The sequence below is a fragment of the Micromonospora sp. NPDC000668 genome, assembly GCF_042897975.1.
Classification (GTDB): Bacteria; Actinomycetota; Actinomycetes; order Mycobacteriales; family Micromonosporaceae; genus Micromonospora.
Genome location: NZ_JBIAYP010000007.1, coordinates 12,775 through 32,529, shown reverse-complemented (window position 1 = coordinate 32,529; position 19,755 = coordinate 12,775). Strand labels below are relative to the sequence as shown.

General features: G+C 70.3%; 15 protein-coding genes. 10 read left to right on the top strand and 5 right to left on the bottom strand.

Features of this window, described 5'->3' with window-relative positions:
* Positions 1 to 134: 134 nt before the first annotated feature.
* Complete coding sequence (locus ACFY29_RS30250; RefSeq protein ID WP_386991619.1) at positions 135 to 767, bottom strand: hypothetical protein; 633 nt, start codon at positions 765 to 767, stop codon at positions 135 to 137.
* A gap of 241 nt (positions 768 to 1,008) precedes the next feature.
* Here ACFY29_RS30250 and ACFY29_RS30245 point away from each other — a divergent pair, with 241 nt between their 5' ends.
* The 7 genes from ACFY29_RS30245 (at position 1,009) to ACFY29_RS30215 (ending at position 11,351) form a co-directional block, all read left to right on the top strand.
* Positions 1,009 to 1,986 (top strand): hypothetical protein, encoded by a 978-nt coding sequence (locus ACFY29_RS30245; protein ID WP_386991617.1) that lies wholly within the window; start codon positions 1,009 to 1,011, stop codon positions 1,984 to 1,986.
* Positions 1,961 to 3,328 carry an O-antigen ligase family protein gene (locus ACFY29_RS30240; RefSeq protein ID WP_386991616.1) on the top strand — a complete coding sequence of 456 codons (1,368 nt, stop codon included), beginning with the start codon at positions 1,961 to 1,963 and terminating at the stop codon, positions 3,326 to 3,328. Before ACFY29_RS30245 ends, ACFY29_RS30240 begins: the two co-directional genes overlap by 26 nt.
* Positions 3,325 to 4,800 carry an oligosaccharide flippase family protein gene (locus ACFY29_RS30235; protein WP_386991615.1) on the top strand — a complete coding sequence of 492 codons (1,476 nt, stop codon included), beginning with the start codon at positions 3,325 to 3,327 and terminating at the stop codon, positions 4,798 to 4,800. Before ACFY29_RS30240 ends, ACFY29_RS30235 begins: the two co-directional genes overlap by 4 nt.
* 14 nt (positions 4,801 to 4,814) lie before the next feature.
* On the top strand, positions 4,815 to 5,618 hold the full coding sequence (locus tag ACFY29_RS30230) for a glycosyltransferase family 2 protein (protein ID WP_386991613.1): 804 nt from the start codon (positions 4,815 to 4,817) through the stop codon (positions 5,616 to 5,618).
* 26 nt (positions 5,619 to 5,644) lie between these two features.
* Positions 5,645 to 6,835, top strand: a complete 1,191-nt coding sequence (locus ACFY29_RS30225; protein ID WP_386991612.1) for a hypothetical protein — start codon at positions 5,645 to 5,647, stop codon at positions 6,833 to 6,835.
* A gap of 400 nt (positions 6,836 to 7,235) precedes the next feature.
* Positions 7,236 to 10,229 carry a N,N-dimethylformamidase beta subunit family domain-containing protein gene (locus ACFY29_RS30220; RefSeq protein WP_386991610.1) on the top strand — a complete coding sequence of 998 codons (2,994 nt, stop codon included), beginning with the start codon at positions 7,236 to 7,238 and terminating at the stop codon, positions 10,227 to 10,229.
* A gap of 75 nt (positions 10,230 to 10,304) precedes the next feature.
* Positions 10,305 to 11,351 (top strand): glycosyltransferase family 2 protein, encoded by a 1,047-nt coding sequence (locus ACFY29_RS30215; protein WP_386991608.1) that lies wholly within the window; start codon positions 10,305 to 10,307, stop codon positions 11,349 to 11,351.
* A 24-nt stretch (positions 11,352 to 11,375) separates the two neighbouring features.
* Here ACFY29_RS30215 and ACFY29_RS30210 read toward each other — a convergent pair whose 3' ends face one another.
* Genes ACFY29_RS30210 through ACFY29_RS30200 form a run of 3 tightly spaced genes read right to left on the bottom strand, consistent with a single transcriptional unit; the run spans position 11,376 to position 14,540 of the window.
* Positions 11,376 to 12,503 (bottom strand): biotin/lipoyl-containing protein, encoded by a 1,128-nt coding sequence (locus tag ACFY29_RS30210; RefSeq protein WP_386991607.1) that lies wholly within the window; start codon positions 12,501 to 12,503, stop codon positions 11,376 to 11,378.
* Between the two features lie 25 nt (positions 12,504 to 12,528).
* A complete protein-coding gene (locus ACFY29_RS30205) occupies positions 12,529 to 13,539 on the bottom strand; it encodes an alpha-ketoacid dehydrogenase subunit beta (protein WP_386991605.1) in 1,011 nt (336 codons plus the stop codon).
* Positions 13,536 to 14,540, bottom strand: coding sequence for a thiamine pyrophosphate-dependent dehydrogenase E1 component subunit alpha (locus ACFY29_RS30200; protein ID WP_386991603.1), 1,005 nt, complete (start codon positions 14,538 to 14,540; stop codon positions 13,536 to 13,538). Before ACFY29_RS30200 ends, ACFY29_RS30205 begins: the two co-directional genes overlap by 4 nt.
* A 453-nt stretch (positions 14,541 to 14,993) precedes the next feature.
* On the opposite strand from ACFY29_RS30200, the gene ACFY29_RS30195 reads away from it, so the two are divergent.
* The 3 genes from ACFY29_RS30195 to ACFY29_RS30185 are packed head-to-tail and all read left to right on the top strand — an operon-like array spanning position 14,994 to position 18,415.
* The gene (locus tag ACFY29_RS30195; RefSeq protein ID WP_386991601.1) at positions 14,994 to 16,109 is read left to right on the top strand and encodes a DegT/DnrJ/EryC1/StrS family aminotransferase; all 1,116 of its coding nucleotides are present in this window, start codon (positions 14,994 to 14,996) and stop codon (positions 16,107 to 16,109) included.
* A 12-nt stretch (positions 16,110 to 16,121) separates the two neighbouring features.
* On the top strand, positions 16,122 to 17,402 hold the full coding sequence (locus tag ACFY29_RS30190; protein ID WP_386991599.1) for an MFS transporter: 1,281 nt from the start codon (positions 16,122 to 16,124) through the stop codon (positions 17,400 to 17,402).
* Positions 17,399 to 18,415, top strand: a complete 1,017-nt coding sequence (locus tag ACFY29_RS30185) for a hypothetical protein (protein ID WP_386991597.1) — start codon at positions 17,399 to 17,401, stop codon at positions 18,413 to 18,415. The genes ACFY29_RS30190 and ACFY29_RS30185 overlap by 4 nt, the downstream gene beginning before the upstream one ends.
* On the opposite strand, the gene ACFY29_RS30180 is transcribed toward ACFY29_RS30185, so the two are convergent.
* Complete coding sequence (locus tag ACFY29_RS30180; protein WP_386991595.1) at positions 18,378 to 19,634, bottom strand: acyltransferase family protein; 1,257 nt, start codon at positions 19,632 to 19,634, stop codon at positions 18,378 to 18,380. The genes ACFY29_RS30185 and ACFY29_RS30180 overlap by 38 nt on opposite strands.
* Positions 19,635 to 19,755 lie beyond the last annotated feature (121 nt).

Below are 19,755 nucleotides of genomic sequence, written 5' to 3'. Positions count from 1 at the left end.
CCGCCGCTGATTGAGTAAACAATCAACCGTTGGGTTGCCCGGCGTGTCGGGATGTTTACAGAAGACTCATCGAATGGTCCCGTTTCCTGGCCCTGAGCTGCGGCGACGCCGGCAACCCCGGTGCGGACGAACGGTCACCCGGTCACGTGAACCGATCGGCGCTTGCCGCGGCGGCGGAGGAACTCGTCGGTCCAGAGGGTCACCGCCAGGGTCGCGATGACGCCGAGCAACCCGGCGCCGATCAGGGCCCGTGACGGCGAGTGCGGCTGCAACGTCGCGCTCGGCGGGACGAGGGCGGCGGTGGTGATGCGCAGTTGCCGAGCTACCTTCCATCGGTCCTGCAAGCTCTTGAGCTCCTGCTCGAAGGCGTCCCTGAGCACGGCGAGCGCGCGCAGCCCACTCTCCTCGTCGGACGCTATCGTCGTCATGGTCATCGAACCGATAACGTACCGGGGCTCCTGGTTGGTGCCGGTGTTGCGGGGCTGGAAGGCGTACGGACCGGTCACTCCCGCCGTCCGCAGGCGGACCTTCGCGTCGGGCGTGCTCAGCCGCTGCGCCACCGCCGCTCCGGTGATCGAGATCGACGGGTAGAGCCCGGTCATCGGGTTGGGCGCGTAGGGCGAGACCGGCGGCTGCATCACGACGACCTCGGAGGCGAGGTAACGCGGCGTGACCTGGGGCGCGCCCAGGCCGGCCAGCGCGGTGACCACCAGGCCGGTGGCGACGAGATACCACCGCCGACGCAGCGTCGCCAAGACATCAGACAAATACACGCCCTTCGGGTCCTTTCTGGTCCGCTCGCTGCTTATGCTGTGTGACGACTCAGGCGTGGAGGATGCCACGGGGCATGGACGAATGCAGCAAGCAACTCGACCGGATCGGCGGTAGCCGTCGTGCCTCCGGTCTGTATAGCTTGACTTCGACCTTCGGCGCGGAACCCTCCCCGGTGTCGAGGAATGCTCTTTCAATTACCGACGACTGACGTCCTAGAGAAGTTGGAGGGGCGTCGTGGACCTAGGCGAGATCCTCTCGGTGGCTCGCGCCCGCTGGTACATCCTCCTGCCGATGATGGTCTTGGCGGTCGGGCTCGGCATTGCCGCCTTCGTGCTGGTGCCGACCTCGTACCAGTCGACCACCACCGTCAGCCTGCTCAGCTCGCCGGCCGCGTCCGATGCAGCCACGCCGGGCGAGCACAACGACAACCCGTTCCTCAACTTCAACGGTTCCCTCGTCGCCACCGCCGACTTCCTCGGTCGCAGCCTCCAGTCCACCGATGCCCAGGCGGAGCTACTTAAGATGGGGGTGACCGAGGACTTCGAGGTCGGGCTGGCTGAGGGCGCGCAGGGACCCTTCCTGACCTTCACCGTCACCGGCACGGACCAGGCCCACCTGCTTGCCTCGACCGCGACGATCGCGCGGTACGCCGAGGCCAAGCTGGCGAAGATCCAGTCGAAGAACGACGTCAAGGAGCGGGACATGGTCCGGATGACCGAGATCATCCCGCCGCAGAAGCCCGAGCCGCAGCTCAAGGACAAGCTCAAGTTGGTGATCGCGGCCGGTGGCGGCACCGCCGCGTTCGCCCTGCTGCTGACGTTCGTGGTGGAGAGCCTGGCGCGGTCCCGCCAGCGACGTCAGGAGCTGGCCACCGCTGCCGCCGCGCCCGCCCCGGTCGCTGCCGGCGGCTCCGCCAACGTGCCCGGCCGACCGGCCCCGGCCCGGCGCCCGCAGCCGCCGAACCCCGAGCGGGACGACCGTGCTGTCCTGGGAAAGCCCGCGGTGGTCACGAACGGCGTCGAGGGTCGCGGCAGTCGCGGCGGAGCCGAGGAGACGGTGATCCTCAGCGTGCGGCCCGGGACGGGGCCGGCTCCGCGGCAGGACAGCGGGGCGTGGAAAGCCTCGCCGTCGGGGGCGCCGTCCACCACGTACCGGTCCTCTGAGAGGTCCCACCACAGAGGCCAGAATGTCGACCGGCGTAACGGAAGCTAGCCATCCCGCCGCAGTCCCGGCGCTGCGGCGAACCAGCCGGGTCTATCTCTCCCAGCAGCGCATCGTCAGCCTCGGACCCCATTCACTGCTGACCCTCTACGTCGTTTTCCTGATGCTCGTGCCGTCCCGGTTGGTCTTCCCGGGCATCGGGGCAACCGGGACGGTGGCGAGTCTCTTCGTTCTCGTCGGCCTGGTGTGGTTTCTGGCCAGTTGGCTGATGCGGCGGGCTCGGCCGGCGCCGTTCACCCGGGCGCCCCGGCTCGCTCTCTTCGGCGTCGCGGTGGCCGTGCTGCTCAGCTACGTCGCCGCCGCCCGACGGGACGCGGAGCCGCTGGAGGTGAGCGCGGCCGACCGGGGGCTGATCCAGCTCCTGGTGTGGACGTCCATAGTGCTTCTCGCCACGTCGGTCCGGAGCTACGACCACCTCGACCGGCTGTTGCGGGTCTTCGTGCGGTGCTGCACCGTCATCGCGGTCGTCGCCCTGGGCGAGTTCGTGCTGGGGACGAGCCTGACCGCCTGGATCCAGATCCCGGGGATGTCGAGCGGCGCCCAGGAACTGGTCACCAGGGGTGCCTTCGTCCGGCCCACCGCGACCGCCGCGAACACCCTCGAACTCGCCGCCGTCATGGCCCTGGCGCTGCCGTTCGCTCTCCAGCAGGCGTTCCACGGCGGTGAGCGCAAGGCAATGCGCCGCTGGTTGCCGGTCGTGCTGATCGCGATGGGCGCCATCACCACCGTCTCCCGGACCTCCGTGGTGGGTCTGGGCGTGGTGCTGCTCGTGCTCCTGCCGACCTGGAACGCGCGGCGGATCGGGTGGACGTTCGCCACCGTGCTGCCGTCGCTGGCCGTGGCGAGGCTGGCGCTGCCGGGCCTCTTCGTGACGATCATGGGCCTTTTCACCGCGATGTTGAACGGCGGCGACAACAGCACCCAGTCCCGCACCGCGACGAGCGCGAGCGTCAACGCCTACATCGTCGAGCGGCTCTGGACGGGCCGGGGCTTCGGCACCTTCCTGCCGCTGATGTACCGCTACACCGACAACCAGTATCTGCTTGCCTTGTTGGAGATGGGCGTCGTCGGCGTGGTGAGCATCGTCCTCGTCTATGTCACCACGCTGCACTGCGGCGGCGCCGGCCGGCGGCGGTTCACCGATCCGGCCCGCCGGGAGACCGGCCAGGCCTTCGTAGCTGTCGGATTCGTGATGCTGGTGGTGACCTTCACCTTCGACACGCTTAGCTTTCCGATGGTGGCCGGGACGTCGTTCCTGTTTCTCGGTCTTTCGGGCGCGTACCTCGGCATCGCCCGCTCCGAGGAGCTCCAGAGGGGAGATCCGGCTCTGTGACGGACCTGAACCAGAAGGTCGCCGCGGCGGCCCGATGGAGCATGATCAACACCGTCGTACGTCGAGTGGGCACGTTCGCGACGGGTGTCGTGCTGGCGCGGCTGTTCTTCGGGCCGTACGAGTGGGGGCTGTACGCCGTCGGGTCGCTGGTCCTGGCGATGCTGCTCTCCCTGAACGAGATGGGCGTCAGCCTGGCCCTCGTGCGCTGGGACGGCGACATCAAGCGGTTCGCACCGACCGTCCTGACGTTGTCGACCCTCTCCAGCAGCGCCTTCTATCTCGTGCTCTTCGTCACGGCGCCGGCGGTGGCGCGCCTGCTGGGGTCGCCAGAGGCGACGGAAATGCTGCGGCTGCTCTGCCTCACCGTGGTCATCGACGGCATCGCCTGCGTGCCGATTGGCAAGCTGAACCGGGAATTCCAGCAGTTCCGGCGCACCGTTGTCGACGTCGCCAACTTCCTCGTGAACACTGCCGTCACGATCGCCCTGGCCGCCGCCGGGATGGGGGCGGTGGCCTTCGCGTGGGGCTCGCTCGCGGGCAACATCGTGGCGCTGGTCGGGTTCGCGCTCTGTGCCCCCGACATGCTTCGGTTTGGCTGGGACCGGACGCAGGCCGCCCGGTTGCTGCGGTTCGGGCTTCCCCTGGCGTCGGCGAGTCTGCTCACTCTCGGCATCGTCAACGTCGACTCGGTCGTCGTCAGCTCGGTGCTCGGTCCGGCCGCGCTCGGTCTGTACGCGATGGCCTTTAACATGTCGAGCTGGCCGGTCCGGATCGTGTCGGACACCGTGCGCCGGGTGTCGTACGCCGGTTTCTCCCGCCTAGCGGATTCGCCGGAGGCGTTCGCCGCCGGCTTCCAGCGGGCGCTGGCCGTGGTGCTGGCCGCCGCTGTGCCCTGCTGCGTGCTGCTGGGGGTGCTCGCCGACCCGGTCATCCGCCTGGTGTACGGCGACCAGTGGGCCGGGGCGGCGGTGGCCCTGCAGTTCCTGGTGGGGCTGGGCCTGATCCGGGTCGCCGTCGACCTGGCGTACGACTGCCTGGCCACCCGGGTGCGCAAGACCCTGATGCTGATGCAGGCCTGGTGGCTGTTCAGCCTGACTCCGGTGCTCCTGTTGTTCGCCCACCGGTTCGGCATCGCGGGCGTGGCCGCCGGGCAGGTGGTGGTGGCCGGTCTGCTCGTCGTACCGGTCTTCGTCGTGGTGCTGTCCCGGTTGGGCATCCGGCCCGCGCTGATGCTGCGCGCCTGCGTCCGGCCGGCGCTCGGCGGGGTGGCAGTGGGCGTCCTGGCCTGGGGGTTGCACCTCGTCCTCGGCGGCGGCTTCCTTTCGCTGGCAATCATCGGGCTGGCCGCAGTGGCGGTCTATCTGCCCTTCGTCCGGCCGCTGCTGCGCAGCGGCCGGACGGACCGGTCGCAAACGGGCCGCGAGGCGGAGCCTGACGGTGATAAGCCGTTGGCGACGGTCGCACAGAGCTGAGTGGAGACTCATAGATGAGTTGGGTGAAGCGGCGCCTGCGCGCGACCTTCGGCTGGCTGCCTCTCGAGGAGCTGCGCAACAAGGTGCTGCTCGGGCACACCGCGGTCGGGCTCTACCGGTTCGAACGGTCCGAGATCGCCCGGCTGCTGGCCACGCTGCCCGGCGGCGTCAAGCCCCGTGCCCTGGTGGCGACGATCGTGTTGACCTACAAACGGCCGGACGGATTGCGGCGGGCGGTGGAGTCGGTGCTGGCCCAGACCGTGACCGACCACGTCGTCATCGTTGTCGACGACGGCGGCGGCCAGATCCCCGAGCTGCCGGCCGACCCCCGCCTGCACGTGGTCAGCCTGCGCCGCAACATCAACGTGCTGGGGATCAGCCGCAACATCGGGATGGGCCTGGCGGATTCCCGGTTCGTGGCGTTCCTCGACGACGACAACGCCTGGCATCCGCATCACCTGCAGACCGCGCTCGCCCGGCTGCAGGACGACGACCCGTCGCGCCCACGGCCGGACGGGGTCTACACCGCGATGCGCCGGGTGACGCCGGACGGGCTCCAGCGCGACATCCTCTCCGTGGCGTTCGACCGCAAGCTCGCCTGGGAGAGGTGCTTCCTGGATTCCAACCCCTTCGTGGCGAGACGGTCGTCGGACCTGGTGTTCAGCCGGCTGCGCCGCAGTTCCACGGTGGCGCCGAAGGAGGACTGGGAGCTGATCTACCGGTTCAGCCGGCGCCACCGGGTGGAGCACATCCCCGAGCCGACGGTCGAGTACGTGATCAACCCGAACAGCTACTGGACGACCTGGGAACGGATGTAGGTCGGGCGGGACCGGAAGGAGGTCGGGTGTCGATGCCCGGGAAGAGGCGTAGCACCGGCAGGCGTTGGCCGGTCCTGGCGGCGGCCGGCGTGCTCCTGGTCGGGGCCGCCGTCACGGTGGTGGCACTGGACCGCGGCGCGGCCGAGCCGACCGGCTGCGCGACCCCGGCGCGGTGCCAGGCGGCCACCACGGCCGGGGCCACGCCCACGCCGGCCACTCCCGTGCCGACCCCCACCGCGGCGGGCTCCGCACCTGCCTCCGCCACGGCGCGGGCCGCCGACTCCACCGGTGGCGGCCGCTATCCCGCTCGCTTCTCGATCGGCGCACCGGGCGTCGGGCGCTACCGGCAGTCGGACGCCCAGCTGCCCGTGCCACGCGGCTACCGGGTGTACGAACCGCACGACCGGGCCAGCAAGGAATGGGACCTGTACGACTGCAAGGGCACGGTCAACCTGGACCGGATCTACTTCCGTGCCTTCATCTACATCGGCACCGACTGCCACGGCACGGTCAACATCACGAACTCGATAATCGCCCCGCCGCCGGGCTCGGCCAACCGGGCCATCCTGGTCAACGCCAACTCCGCCGGCCGCCTCACGCTGAACATCAGGAACACGACCATCCGGCCGGAGCCGGTCGCCGGCGGGCAGCAGAACGCCGCGCTGACCGATCACGCCATCAACGACTGTGCCACCTGCACGATCCGGATCAGCGGCGTGGACGTGGCGAACACCGGCGGCATGTGCCTGTGCGGAGCCAACGTCACCATCGAGCGGAGCTGGCTCCACGACAACTACATCGCCCACCTCGCCGACCCGTCCCAGGCGCACACCGGGGGCGTCTTCCCGTACGGCGGCAGTGGACCGGTGACCATCAGTAACAGCCGCCTGGAACCGGGGGTCGACGCCTTCACCGGAAAGGAGGTGCCGGGCTACTGGAAGGCGATTACCGCAGTGTTGTTCACACAGAGTGAGGGAATCTCCACTTTGCGCGATTACCTGGTTCGGGACAGCTTCATCTCGCTCGGCGCATTCGGCCTGTACGCCCAGGACGGGATCGGCCTGCGGCTGCGCGACAATGTCTTCGGCCCCACCCATTGGGGGCACACCAGCCAATGCGGTTCGGACTGCTCGGTCACCTATGCGGAGTGGTCCAACAATGTCGTGGGCTCGATTGACGGTACGCCCACCGGTAAGGCGGTGCCCCGACCGTCCTGACCGGACTCCGTCCGGTCGGCTGTGCGTGGCGAGCCGAGTGGCTGCGCGTCGGGAACGATCATCGGGGCGATACCCGGCGCGATACTGACCGAATGGTGTCGCGGCGCGACACCTGTAGATCTGGTATCTCCCCGGCGCTTACGTACGCTCAGTAGCGTCCGGCGGCCCTCCTTTGAGAAGCAGGCGATCTGTAATGAGGTCTCGGGTGTTTCGGGCCGCGGTAGCGGCCGCCACGGGAGCAGCCTTGGTGCTGATTCCCGCGTCAGCGAGTTCAGCCGTGTCCGATCCTTGTGGCACCGGCTCCAACCCCGTCGTCTGTGAGAACTCGAAACCGGGCACACCGCTTGACGACTGGTACGGCGAAAGTGCCTGGGGCGATATCGAAGGATTCTCCACCCGGATGAGTATTCAGCCGGGCGAGACGCTCCAGTTGAAGGTGCAGTCCCCGACCACCTTCGAGGTCGACATCTACCGGCTCGGCTACTACGGCGGTGACGGTGCGCGGAGGATGCCGACCTCACCGACGAGTAGTTTCCCCGCCCGGACCCAGCCGGCGTGCCTGCACGACGCGGGCACCGGACTGGTGGACTGCGGCAACTGGACCACCAACGTGACCTGGACGGTGCCGTCCGACGCCGTCTCCGGGGTCTATCTCGCGACGCTCGACCAGCCCAACGGCGCCGGCTTCGCGCACGTGCCGTTCGTCGTCGTGGATCCGGCGAACCACTCCGACATCCTGGTGCAGACCTCGGACCAGACCTGGCAGGCGTACAACGACTGGGGCGGCCAGGACCTCTACGGTGGGGGCGGGCCGGCGTACGACGGCCGGGCCTACAAGGTGAGCTACAACCGTCCCATGCGGATCGCCGGCGACAACGGCATCCTCTCGGCCGAGTACCCGATGATCTACTGGCTCGAGCGCAACGGGTACGACGTCAGTTACACCTCGAGCATCGACGTGAGCACCAAGCCGTCAAGCCTGCTCGACCACAAGGTCTTCATGTCCTCCGGGCATGACGAGTACTGGAACCAGGCCCAGTGGAACAACGTGGTCGCCGCCCGCGAGGCGGGCGTGAACCTGGCCTTCTTCAGCGGCAACGAGGTCTTCTGGCGCACCCGGCTGGAGCCGTCGGTCGCCAGCGGTGGCGGTGACAACCGCACCCTCGTCTGCTACAAGATGACCAAGATGCGGCAGAACCCGCCGAACGGGGTCGCGGACCCGAGCGGGCAGTGGACCGGCACCTGGGTCGACTCGGTGGGTGCCGGCTCGGGCGGTGCCACCCCGCCCAACCAGCTCACCGGGACCATCTTCACCGTCAACGGCTACCGCAACGACGCGATCACCGTCCCGGCCGCGTACCGGAACCTTCGCCTCTGGCGGAACATCCCGTCCATCAACAACCTGGCGTCCGGGCAGGTGGCCACGTTCCCCGTAGGCACGCTCGGCTACGAGTGGGACTCCGACGTCGAGAACTCGGTCCGCCCGCCGGGCGCGGTGGCCTTCTCGTCGACGACGCTGGCCATCACCGACGGCACGCTGCTGCTCGACGAGGGGAACAACTACGGGAACGGCACGGCCACGCACAGCCTGGTCGCCTATCGCGACCAGTCCTCCGGGGCCCTGGTCTTCGGCGCCGGCACGGTGCAGTGGTCGTGGGGGCTCAGCAGCCTGCACACGATGCTGCCCAGCACCGAGGACCAGCGCATGCAGCAGGCGACCGTCAACCTGCTCGCCGACATGGGCGCCCAGCCGCTGACCCGGCAGGCCAACCTGGTCGCCGCCACCAAATCCACCGACACCACCGGACCGGCGGTGACCATGACCGCGCCGGCGGCCGGTAGCACCGTGGCGGTCCTCACGCCGGTGACCGTCACCGGGACCGCGGCGGAGGTCGGCGGCGGCCAACTGGGCCGCGTGGAGGTCTCCACGGACGGCGGCAACACCTGGGCGGCCGCCACCGGGCAGGGGAACTGGTCCTACACCTGGACCCCGAGCGCCCAGGGCCCCGCGCAGATCAAGGTGCGGGCCTCCGACGACAGCCTGAACATCGGGGCGGTCACCACCCGGAGCGTGACCGTCGGACCGCAGCAGTGCCCCTGCACGGCGTTTCCGGCCACCGCCGTGCCGACCGGAGTCGACTCCTTCGATGCCTCGCCGAACGAGCTCGGGGTGAAGTTCCGGGTCGGCGCGCCGAGCCTGGTGACCGGTGTCAAGTTCTACAAGGCCGGCACGAACACCGGCACGCACGTCGGGAAGCTGTGGACCGCGTCGGGCCAACTGCTCGCATCCGGTACGTTCACCAACGAAACCGCGAGCGGTTGGCAGACGCTGACCTTCGCCAATCCCGTGCCGGTCGCCGCCAACACCACCTATGTGGCGTCGTACTACACGCCCACCGGGCACTACTCGTACACCAGCAACTACTTCGCCAACCAGGGCGCGGGGCTGTCGGCCGTACGGCTGCTGCAGTCGGGGGTGGACGGCGCGAACGGCGTCTACCGGTACGGCTCGGGCGGGGGCTTCCCGAACCTGAGCTGGAACAACACGAACTACTGGGTCGACGTCCTCGTCGACACGGTGGGGGCCGAGACCGAGCCACCGACGATCACCGCGAAGACCCCGGCGGCGGGCGCGTCCGATGTCGGGCTCAATGCCACGCCGACCGCGACCTTCAGCCACGACGTCGACCCGCAGAGCATCGAGTACTCGCTCACCTCGAGTGGCGGTTCCGTCCCGGCGGGCTTCCGCTACGACAACACCACGCGCAAGCTGACCGTCCAGCCGCAGCACGCCCTGACCCCGTCGACCACCTACACCGCCTCGGTGCGGGCGACCGACGCCTGGGGCAACACGATGGCGGCGCCGTACACCTGGACCTTCACCACCGGCACGTCGGTCAGTTGCCCCTGCTCGGTCTGGAACGACTCCGTGGTACCGGCGATCCCCAACGCCTCCGAGGTGAACTCCCTGGAGCTGGGCATGCGGATCACCTCGGCACTCGACGGCTACGTGACGGGCGTGCGGTTCTACAAGGGCAGTGCCAACACCGGCACGCACACCGGCACCCTCTGGTCGAACACCGGCGCGCAGCTCGCCACCGGGACCTTCACGAACGAGAGCAGCACCGGCTGGCAGACGCTGCTGTTCGACCAGCCGGTCGCCATCACGGCCAACACACCGTACGTGGTCTCGTACCACACGGATATGGGTCGCTACGCCTACACGGGTAACCAGTTCACCCAACCGACGGTGTCCTACCCGCTGACGGCGATCGCCGACTCACCGAACGGCGGGAACGGCCTCTTCCGAGCCGGTTCCGGTGTCGCCTTCCCGACCTTCAGCTGGAATGCGGCGAACTACTGGGTTGATGTGGTTTTCACGACGACTCCGTGAACGGCCGCGGACCCCGCACCGGTACCGGTGCGGGCCCGCGGCACCGGGCGCGGACGGGCCAACGGAAGGGTGTCAGTGAGTACGGTCAGTGTGGTCATTCCGTGCTACCGGTACGGGGACTATCTCCAGGCATGCGTGAGCAGTGTGCTCGACAACCAGCCTGACGTCGACGTACGCGTGCTCATCATCGATGACGCCTCGCCGGACGACTCGGCGGAGAAGGCGCGTGCCATCGCGGCGGCGGACCCACGGGTCGAGGTCCGGGTCCACGAGACCAACCGTGGCCACATCGCCACCTACAACGAGGGCCTGCTGGAGTGGGCCGACGGCGACTACGCCGTGCTGCTCTCCGCCGACGACCTCCTGACGCCGGGCGCCCTGACCCGGGCGGCAGGCGTGCTGGACGCCAACCCGAACGTCGGCTTCGTCTACGGGCACCCGGTGCATTTCACCCACCCCGGTCCGCCGCCGCCGGCCCGCACCCGGGACCTGGGCCACACCGTCTGGCCCGGGCACTGGTGGCTGGAGCGACGGTTTCGCGAGGCCACCGGCTGCATCACCTCGCCCGAAGTCGTGGTGCGTACGGATCTGCAGCGCAAGGTGGGCGGCTACGATCCCGAACTGCCGCACGCCGGCGACATCGAGATGTGGATGCGGCTGGCCGCGCACGCCGACGTCGGCTATGTGCGCGGGGCGGACCAGGCGTACTACCGCCTGCACGGCGCGAACATGTCGCAGACGGACTACGCCGGCCAACTGGACGACCTGCGCCAGCGTAGGACCGCGTACGACGCGGTGATGCGGCGCTGCGGCGATCTGCTGCCCGACGCCCACCGGCTCGACGCGATGGTGCGCCGGCGCCTCGCCCGCCACGCCCTGCGGCGCGCGGTGCGGGCCTACGACCGAGGGCGCACCGCGAGCGTGCCCGAGGGCGAGCTGATCGCGTTCGCCGCGGATTGCTGGCCGGAGTACCGCGCGCTGCCGGAGTACCGCGGCCTGCGCATCCGGAAGCGGATCGGGCCGACGGTGATGCCGTACCTTCAGCCGCTGGTGCTCACCGCGGTCGCCGCCAAGGGCCGGGAGTGGCTCTGGTGGCAGTCCTGGAAGCGGCGCGGCATCTGACGGACCACCCCGGCCCGGGCGGTGCTACCGGCCGGACCGGCGCGGCGGCACCACCGTCGTCGTGACGACCTTCGTCTTGACGGCGTGCTCGGCCGGCACCGATCGGACGATCACCGCGCCGGAGGCGACCACCACCCCGTCACCCAGGACGACGTTCGGCTCGATGAAGATGCCGGTGCCGAGCCGCACCCGGTCGCCCACCGTCACCTTGCCCGACGAGACACAGGACGGGCCGGTCGCGTTGTCGGAGCCGATCCGACTGTGGTGGTCGAACGAGTTGAAGGCGGAGAGGAAGTTGTTGTCTCCCATCCGCACCCCGGTGCCGAGGTGCGCGAAGGCGCAGATGATGTTCCCCTGCCCGAGGACCACGTCGGTAGCGATCTTGGCGGTGGGATCGATGGCGTTCGCCAGGGGGATCCCGGCCTGCGCGCACATCTCACGGAAGCGGCGCCGGGTCTCCACGGAGGTGCCGATCGCGATGATCGCGGCGTCGTAGGCATCCTCGGCGAAGAGCGCGGCGAGGCGGTCCGTTCCGCCGACGATCGGCACGCCGTGCACGTCGGCACCCCACCGCTGCGGGTCGTCGTCCACAATGGCGACGGCCCGCTGCGTCGCGGATCCGGCCAGGATGTCGAGGACCTGGGTGGCGCCCAGCGCCCCGCCGATGAGCAGGATGCGCTGCACCCCGGGCTCGGCCGCCAGCGGCGCCGGGAGGGCATCGTAGCCGACGCTGGCCTCGCGGGCGGTCGCCTCCACGTCCTTGACGGTGATCAGCCGTCCCAGTTGGAGGGTAGCCAGGTCGACGCCGAGTTCCGCGGCCCGCCGCACGGCCTTGACGCTCGCCCGGACGGGTGCCGGAGCCGCCGCCGCGGCCGCCGCCCGCGTCTCGCGCTCCCGCACGTACTCGGCGAGGTCGGCCGACGTCTCGAAGAGCATGGCGATCGGCTCGGAGAGGGGGACCTCCTGCAGCCGCTCGGCCAACTGCAGGACGATGCCGGCCTCGGGAGCGACGACCTCGAGCACCGCCTTGCTGGTCTCGATCTCGGCGAGCAGGGTGTCCGCCTCCACCTTGGCTCCGTCGTCGACGAACCATTCCACGAGCACGCCGTGCTCGCTGTTGACGTCGCTGGTCGGAACGATTACCGGCTTCACACTCTCTCCTCAACGGGCCCTGGACTCAGGCGGCCGCGGCGCGCAGCGCCGCCTCGATTCGGCCCTCGCCGACCAGGACCCGGCTCTCCTTGGCCTTGGCTGACGGGATGACGGTGGGCTCGCTGGCCACGACGTCGACGGGGGAACGCAGCTCCCGGAACAGCCGGCGGGAGATCGTCGCGGCCGCCTCGGTGCCCCACGACCAACCGCCGCTGCCCTCCTCCACGGTGACCAGCCGTCCGGTGACGCCGACGGAGCGCTCGACCGGCGCCCAGTCCATCGGGGCGAGCTGAGCGGGCACCAGCAGCTCGACGAAGATCTCTTCCTCGACGGCGAGCCGTTCGACCACTTTCGCGGCGAGCATGGCCTGGTATCCGTAGGCCAGCACGGTCACCGCGCACTCCTCGCGGGGCACCGCGGAGAGGCAGACCGTCGGCAGCATGCCGGGGCTGGCGTCCCGCGTCGCCAGCAGGTCGCCCCACCGACCGTCCTCGGGCACGGTCAGGTGCTGCGGGTAGAGCAGCTTGTGCTCCACGTAGAGGACCGGGCTGTCCTGGCTGAGGAACTCGTCGAAGACCGCCCGGGGATCGTGCAGCAGCGACGCGGCGACCACCCGCAGATGCGGCACGCCGAGGAAGTGCTTCTCCAGGCTCTGGCTGTGCGTCGGACCGTATCCTCGGTGGCCGCCGGAGGGGGCGCGCATGATGACCGGGCAGGCCGCCTGGCCGGCGTACATCGCCTGGTACTTGGCGATGTGGTTGACCACCTGATCGAAGACGAGGGTGAGGAAGTCCCCGAACATGATCTCGGCGATGGGCCGGTAGCCGGCAAGCGCCAGCCCGGCGGAGATCCCGGCAATCGCCCCCTCGCTGATCGGCGTCGTGCGGACCCGGTCCGGGAAGGCGGTGGAGAGCCCTCGGGTCACCTTGAACGCTCCGCCGTACGGGTCGGCGATGTCCTCACCGAGCACGAGCACCCGAGGGTCGGCGGTGAGGCAGGCGCGCAGCGTCTCGTTCAGCTCCTTGGCGAAGATCACCGCAGCGCCCTCGCGGTCGCGACCACCTCGGCCAGCGCGGTCTCCACCTCGCCGTCGACGATCCGCCGTTCGTCGTCGCGCAGGCGACGACCGTGGACCAGCAACGGCTCGACGGCCCACCGGGCGGCGATCTCCTCGGCGGGACGTTCGTCGTCGCTCTTGGAGTGGTGGCACAGCCGGTAGGTGTGGATCAGCAGGACCCGGGGACCGGCTCCGCGGCGGACCGCGTCGACCTCCGCCCCGGCGGCCGCGCGCAACTCCAGCACGTCGGTGCTGTCGACCTCGCGTACCGGGACGCCGAAGGCCTCGAAGCGGCCCGGCATGCTGCCCGCCAGGTTGGCCCCGATCGGCGTGCTCTGCGCCCACCGGTTGTCCTCGCAGACCACGAGGAGCGGCAGCCGCCAGAGCGCGGCGATGTTCAACGTCTCGTAGAGCAACCCCTCGCCCAGGGTGCCGTCGCCGATGAACACGACGCTCACCCGGCGGCTGCCGTCGAGCTGGCCGGCGAGGGCGATCCCGGCGGCGGCCGGGACGATGCCGCCCTGGACGCCGTTGGACTTGAAGCCGGGCGCGCAGATGTGCTGGCTACCGCCGATGCCCCGACACATCCCGGCCTCCTTGCCCATGATCTCGGCGAGCAGCCCGAGCGCATCCCCGGTGCGGGCGAGGTAGTGACCGTGGCACCGGTGGTTGCTGAACACGTGGTCCTCCTCGACCAGGTGCTCCATCACCGCCACCGCGTCGGCCTCCTGACCGATGCACGCGTGTGTCGTGCCATTTAGGACGCCCTCTTCAAAGAGCGAGAGCAGGGTTTCCTCGAAGCGGCGGATAAAGCGCATGCGCCGGTAGAGCCGACGCTCGTCGGATTCGCCGGGTAATCCGGTGAGCCGTTCGTCGACAGGACCAGGAACGTACGGAGAGGCGATGCCATCAGCACCAGCCGCCGGCCGGAGATCAGGTTCGGCCAGATTCACGCCGCGCCATGTGGTTGCCGTCGACACTGTCCGCCTTCCTTTTCCGCACGGCACGCTCCGTGCCATGGGCGCAATGACCCGGGCCTGCCGCGGCCACGTTACCGGGCTTCGTCCATTCGACAGGAGAAACCTTTATCCATCCCGTGTCGACGGGGATCTCGGGAATCCGACTGAATGGACAACTGCCCGTGGCCGTGCGGCGGCTTCGCCGCGCCGCCGTCGCTGGCACACTAGCCCAGTCGGTACGGCCTGGGGCGTGACGAGAACCGTTCTGCCGGATACCCGTCACGGTCCTTCCGCCGCCCGCCTCGCTTGGTAGCTTGCCTGCCGGGTCGGCCGGTACGACCGCCAGCCGCACCGATCGTCACCCGCACCGACCGGTTGCCGACCGAGGCTCCGGGCCGTCCGGTCACCGTCGGGTCCGCCCGGTCGCTGATCGACCCCTGCCCGCCGCGATCGCGGCAGATGGAGTAGCGCCAGATGATTCCACTCGTCGACCTGCGGGCCGCCCACGTCGAAGTGGCCGAGGAGGTCAGCACCGGCTTCAAGCGCGTCATCGAGAACACGGCGTTCGTCGGCGGCGAGGAGGTCGCGGCCTTCGAGCGGGAGTTCGCTACGTTCTCGGGCGTCCAGCATTGCGTCGGGGTTGCCAACGGCACGGACGCGGTCGAGCTGGCCCTGCGGGCGACCGGCGTGCGGGCCGGGGACGAGGTGGTGCTGCCGGCGAACACGTTCGTCGCGACCGCCGAGGCCGTGGCCCGGATCGGGGCCCGCGTCGTGCTCGTCGACATCGACCCGGCGACCTACCTCGTCGACGTCGACGCCGCCCTGGCCGCCGTCGGCCCGGCCACCCGGGCGGTGGTCCCCGTCCACCTCTACGGGCAGCTCGCCCCGGTCGAGCGGCTCCGCGCCGGACTCGCCGGCCGCGGCGTAGCGATCGTGGAGGACGCCGCGCAGTGCCAGGGTGCCACCCGCACCGGCGCCGGAGCCGGCACCGGCGGCGTCGCGGCCACCAGCTTCTACCCGGGCAAGAATCTGGGGGCGTACGGTGATGCGGGGGCGGTGCTGACGGACGACGCCGGCCTGGCCACGGTGGTACGCACCCTGGGCAGTCACGGCGGCCTGGCGAAGTACGTCCACGAGTTGATCGGGGTCAACAGCCGGCTCGACGCGCTGCAGGCGGTGGTGCTGCGGGCCAAGCTGACCCGCCTGGCCGCGTGGAACGACGCCCGCCGGGCCGCGGCTGCTCGCTACGACGAACTGCTCGCGCCCCTTGACGTGACGCGTCCCGTCGTTTTCGCTGGGAACGAGCACGTGTGGCACCTCTACGTGGTGCGGATCCCCGGGGGCGCCGGGCGCCGCGACGAGGTCCTGCGGCGGCTGAACGAGGCCGGCGTGGGCGCGGGCATCCACTACCCCTGTCCGGTCCACCTGACGCCGGCGTTCGCGGACCTGCCGTACGGTCCGGGCAGCTTCCCGCATGCCGAGCGGGCGGCCACCGAGATCCTGTCCCTGCCGCTGTTCCCGCAGATCACCGCCGACCAGCAGGCAACCGTCGCGCGCGCGCTCGCGGCCGCGCTGCGGTCAGTGGCCTGACGCGACCCCGCCATGTACGTATCGGTCCGGGACCGCCCAGGCGCCGATCCGGCCGGCGAGCGCGGCAGCAGGCTGCCCCGGGTCGGCGCCACCGTGGTGCTGCTCGGCGTCGTCAGCCTGCTCACCGACGTCTCGTCGGAGATGGTCGCTGCGGTGCTGCCGGTCTATCTCACCGCCGAGCTCGGGCTCGGTGTGCTGGCGTACGGCCTGGTCGACGGGCTCTACCAGGGCGCCAGCGCGCTGGTCAGAATCCTCGGCGGGTATCTCGGCGACCGGTCCGACCGGCCGAAGTGGGTCGCCACCGCCGGCTACGCCCTCTCGGCGGCGAGCCGGCTGGCCATGCTGCCCGCGCACGGGCTCGGCGCGGTCACCGCGGTGGTGACCGCGGACCGGCTGGGCAAGGGGCTGCGTACGGCGCCACGGGACGCACTCATCGCGGATGCGTCGGATCCGCGCACGCTGGGCCGCTCGTTCGGCGTCCACCGGACCCTGGACACCATCGGAGCGGCCGCCGGCCCATTGGTGGCGTTCTCGCTGCTGTGGTTCCTGCCAGGGGCCTACTCGGCGGTATTCGTCGCGTCGTTCGCGTTCGCCGTGCTGGGCGTCGCCGTCATGGTCCTCTTCGTGCCGGACCGGCGCCGCCGACCGACGGCGGCCCTGCCGGTACGGCGGGTGCTCCGGGAACTGACCGGTCCCCGCCTCCGGCGTCCGCTGATCGCCGCCGGCGTGCTGGGCCTGTTCACGATCGGCGACGGGTTCGTCTACCTGTCCCTGCAGGATCGCGACCAGTTCGCGGCGAGCTATTTCCCGCTGCTGTTCGTCGGCACGAACGTCGCCTATCTCGCCTTGGCGATCCCGCTGGGCCGCCTCGCCGACCGGGTCGGGCGCTCGCGCGTCTTCGTCGGGGGCCACTTGGCGCTGCTCGTCGCGTACCTGGTCGCCGCCGCGCCGCTGGGCGGCCTGGGGGTGACGGCTACGGCCCTGGTCCTGCTGGGTACGTTCTACGCCGCGACCGACGGCGTGCTCGCCGCGCTGGTCAGCCGCAGAGTGACCAGCGACGCGCGGGGGAGCGGTATCGCCGCCGCCCAGACCGTCGTCGTGATCGCACGGTTCGCCGGCGCGCTCGCCTTCGGCAGTCTGTGGCAGCTGTTGGGCCGCCAGGCGGCTCTCTGTCTGTTGGCCGGCCTGTTGATGACGGGAGTGGTGATGGCCGCTTGGCTGCTGTCGGGGCAGCACCGCCCCGATCCCGTGGCGGTGCCCGGCGTCGACGCGGCGGCGGAGGACCAGCGATGAGCGGGCGGGTACGGGTCTGGACCCTGGCCGTCATCGTCCTGGTCACCCTGCTCGGCACGGTGGGCTACATCTACTCCGTCCGTCGGGAGCAGACCCAGGTCGTGGCGACGGCGCCGCAGATGCCCACCGGTCCGGACCTCACGGCGGTGACCGCCGACGGCCATGTCGCTTTCCGCAGCACTGTGGCCGGTAGCGACTACGGCCGGGTGGCGGTGGTCCCGCTCATCGGCCCGGCCGGGCCCCGAACGTTCACCCCGGCCGCCTGCGACCGCGTCTACGCCCGGCGCGGCGAGGCGGTGTGCCTGTACGCCAAGCCCGGCCTGGTCACCACGTACCGCGCCCAGGTTCTCGGTCCCGACTGGAGGGTCACCCGCGAGCTGCCGCTCTCCGGCGTGCCGAGCCGCACCCGGCTGTCGCGTGACGGGTCGCTCGTGGCGACGACCACCTTCGTCGCGGGGCACAGCTACTCCACCCCCGGCGAGTTCTCCACCGAGACTCTCGTGACCAGGGTTGCCGACGGGCATTCCACCAACATCGAGCACTTCCAGCTGATCGTCGACGGCAGGCGGGTGACGACCGCGGACCGCAATCTCTGGGGGGTCACGTTCGCCGACGGGGACACCTTCTACGCGACGGCGGCGTCGGGCGGCCGGACCTGGCTGGTCCGGGGCAGCCTTCGCGAACAGCGACTCGTCGCGCTTCGAAAGGACGCGGAGTGCCCCTCGCTCTCGCCGGACGGCACCCGGATCGCGGTCAAGACGCGGGCCGGCCAGGCGCCGGGGCACTGGCGGATCGCGGTGTACGACCTCGCCACCGCCAGGTCGACCATCCTGTCCGAGCAGCGCAGCGTGGACGACCAGATCGAGTGGCTCGACGACCGCCGGGTGATCTACGGCCTGCCGCGCAGCGGGGAGGGACCGTCGACGAGCGACCTCTGGGTCGTGCGCGCGGACGGCGGTGGGATTGCCGAGTTGTTCATCCGCGATGCCTGGTCGCCGGCGGTCGTGCGGTAGTCGCCTCCTCCGCCCCGACCGCGGCGGGGACCTTCCCGGTCGCCGGCTCCGGCGCTCGTCGGGGGACCTCCGTCGTGGTGTCACGACGGCGTGGCGACCAGGCCTTCAGCGCCATCGCCGGCCGCTCGACCAGGTGCCAGGATCCAACGGCGAGCGCGACCGTGGCGACGGTGCAGATCGCGACGTAGGGAACCAGGCCGAGCCGCGGCACGCCCACCAGGGCCAGGAGTTGCTGGACCGGGAAGGCGTAGATGTAGCAGCCGTAGGAGTAGTCGTGCCGGCGGCCGACCCGGCGGGTCCAGCGCGGCAGGCGGACCGCCAGCCACAGGACGAGGTAGGCGAAGGCGGGGTAGCCCAGCACCGCGAACGCGCCGAACTGGGTGGTGGCGAGCACGACCGCGGCGGCGGCGACGGCGAGGCCGTCGTGCAGGACGAGCCGCTCCCGGTAGAGTTGGCACACGGCGCCCAGGAGGAAGACGTAGGTCAGGTAGACGAGGGAGTAGCTGTCCAGCCCGCTGACCCCGAAGACCGGGCCGTGCACGCCCTGCGGCCCCGGGATCTCCGGTGCCCGGAGCAGGTCGTGCAGCAGGACGCCGGCCCCGGCCAGCGCGAGGATCGTCACGAGCCACCGGGCCCGGCGCAGCACACCGACGGCCGCCAACCCGGCGACCAGGAGGTAGCAGAGCACCTCGTAGATGAGGCTCCAGAGCGAGCCGTCGAAGACCGACGTGCCGGTGCGCTGCCCGTACGGGGTGTCCAGCAGCAGGCCGGAGATGCCGTACTGCCCGATCGCGATGAACGCGTTGCTGACGACGTACTGGAACGGTCCGTCGGAGGCGGCGAAGAGGCCGTGGAGCGTGCCGCGCTCCCACAGGGACACGATCGGGGCGAAGACGAAGGCCGTCACCACGAGGCACACCCACAGGCCCGGAAGGATCCGGAGGCCACGGTGCCAGAGGTATCGAAGCACCGGAACCCGGGTGCCGCTGCGGGTGATGAGAAAGCCGGAGATGACGAAGAAGCCCAGGATTCCGATCTCGCCGAGCGCCGTCTGGCCGTTCGTGAGGCCGGCGCCCGGATCGTCCGCGCCGAAGCCGAGCGGCAGCGAATGGGACACGAGCACGGCGAAGGCGAACATCAGCCGGAGAAAGCCGAAGCTGTTGTCCGCCGACGCACAGGCAGCGGCGAGGGTCCGCCTCGCCCGGGTTCCGGCCACCACGGCGAAAGTCAACCACGGCGGGGGAGCAGGGTAGCTGTTTTTCTTGGTCGGGAAGTCGACACCGACAGGCCGGAAATCTGTTACCCCATATGGCCTTTGCCGTATTGGGACTGCTTTCCTT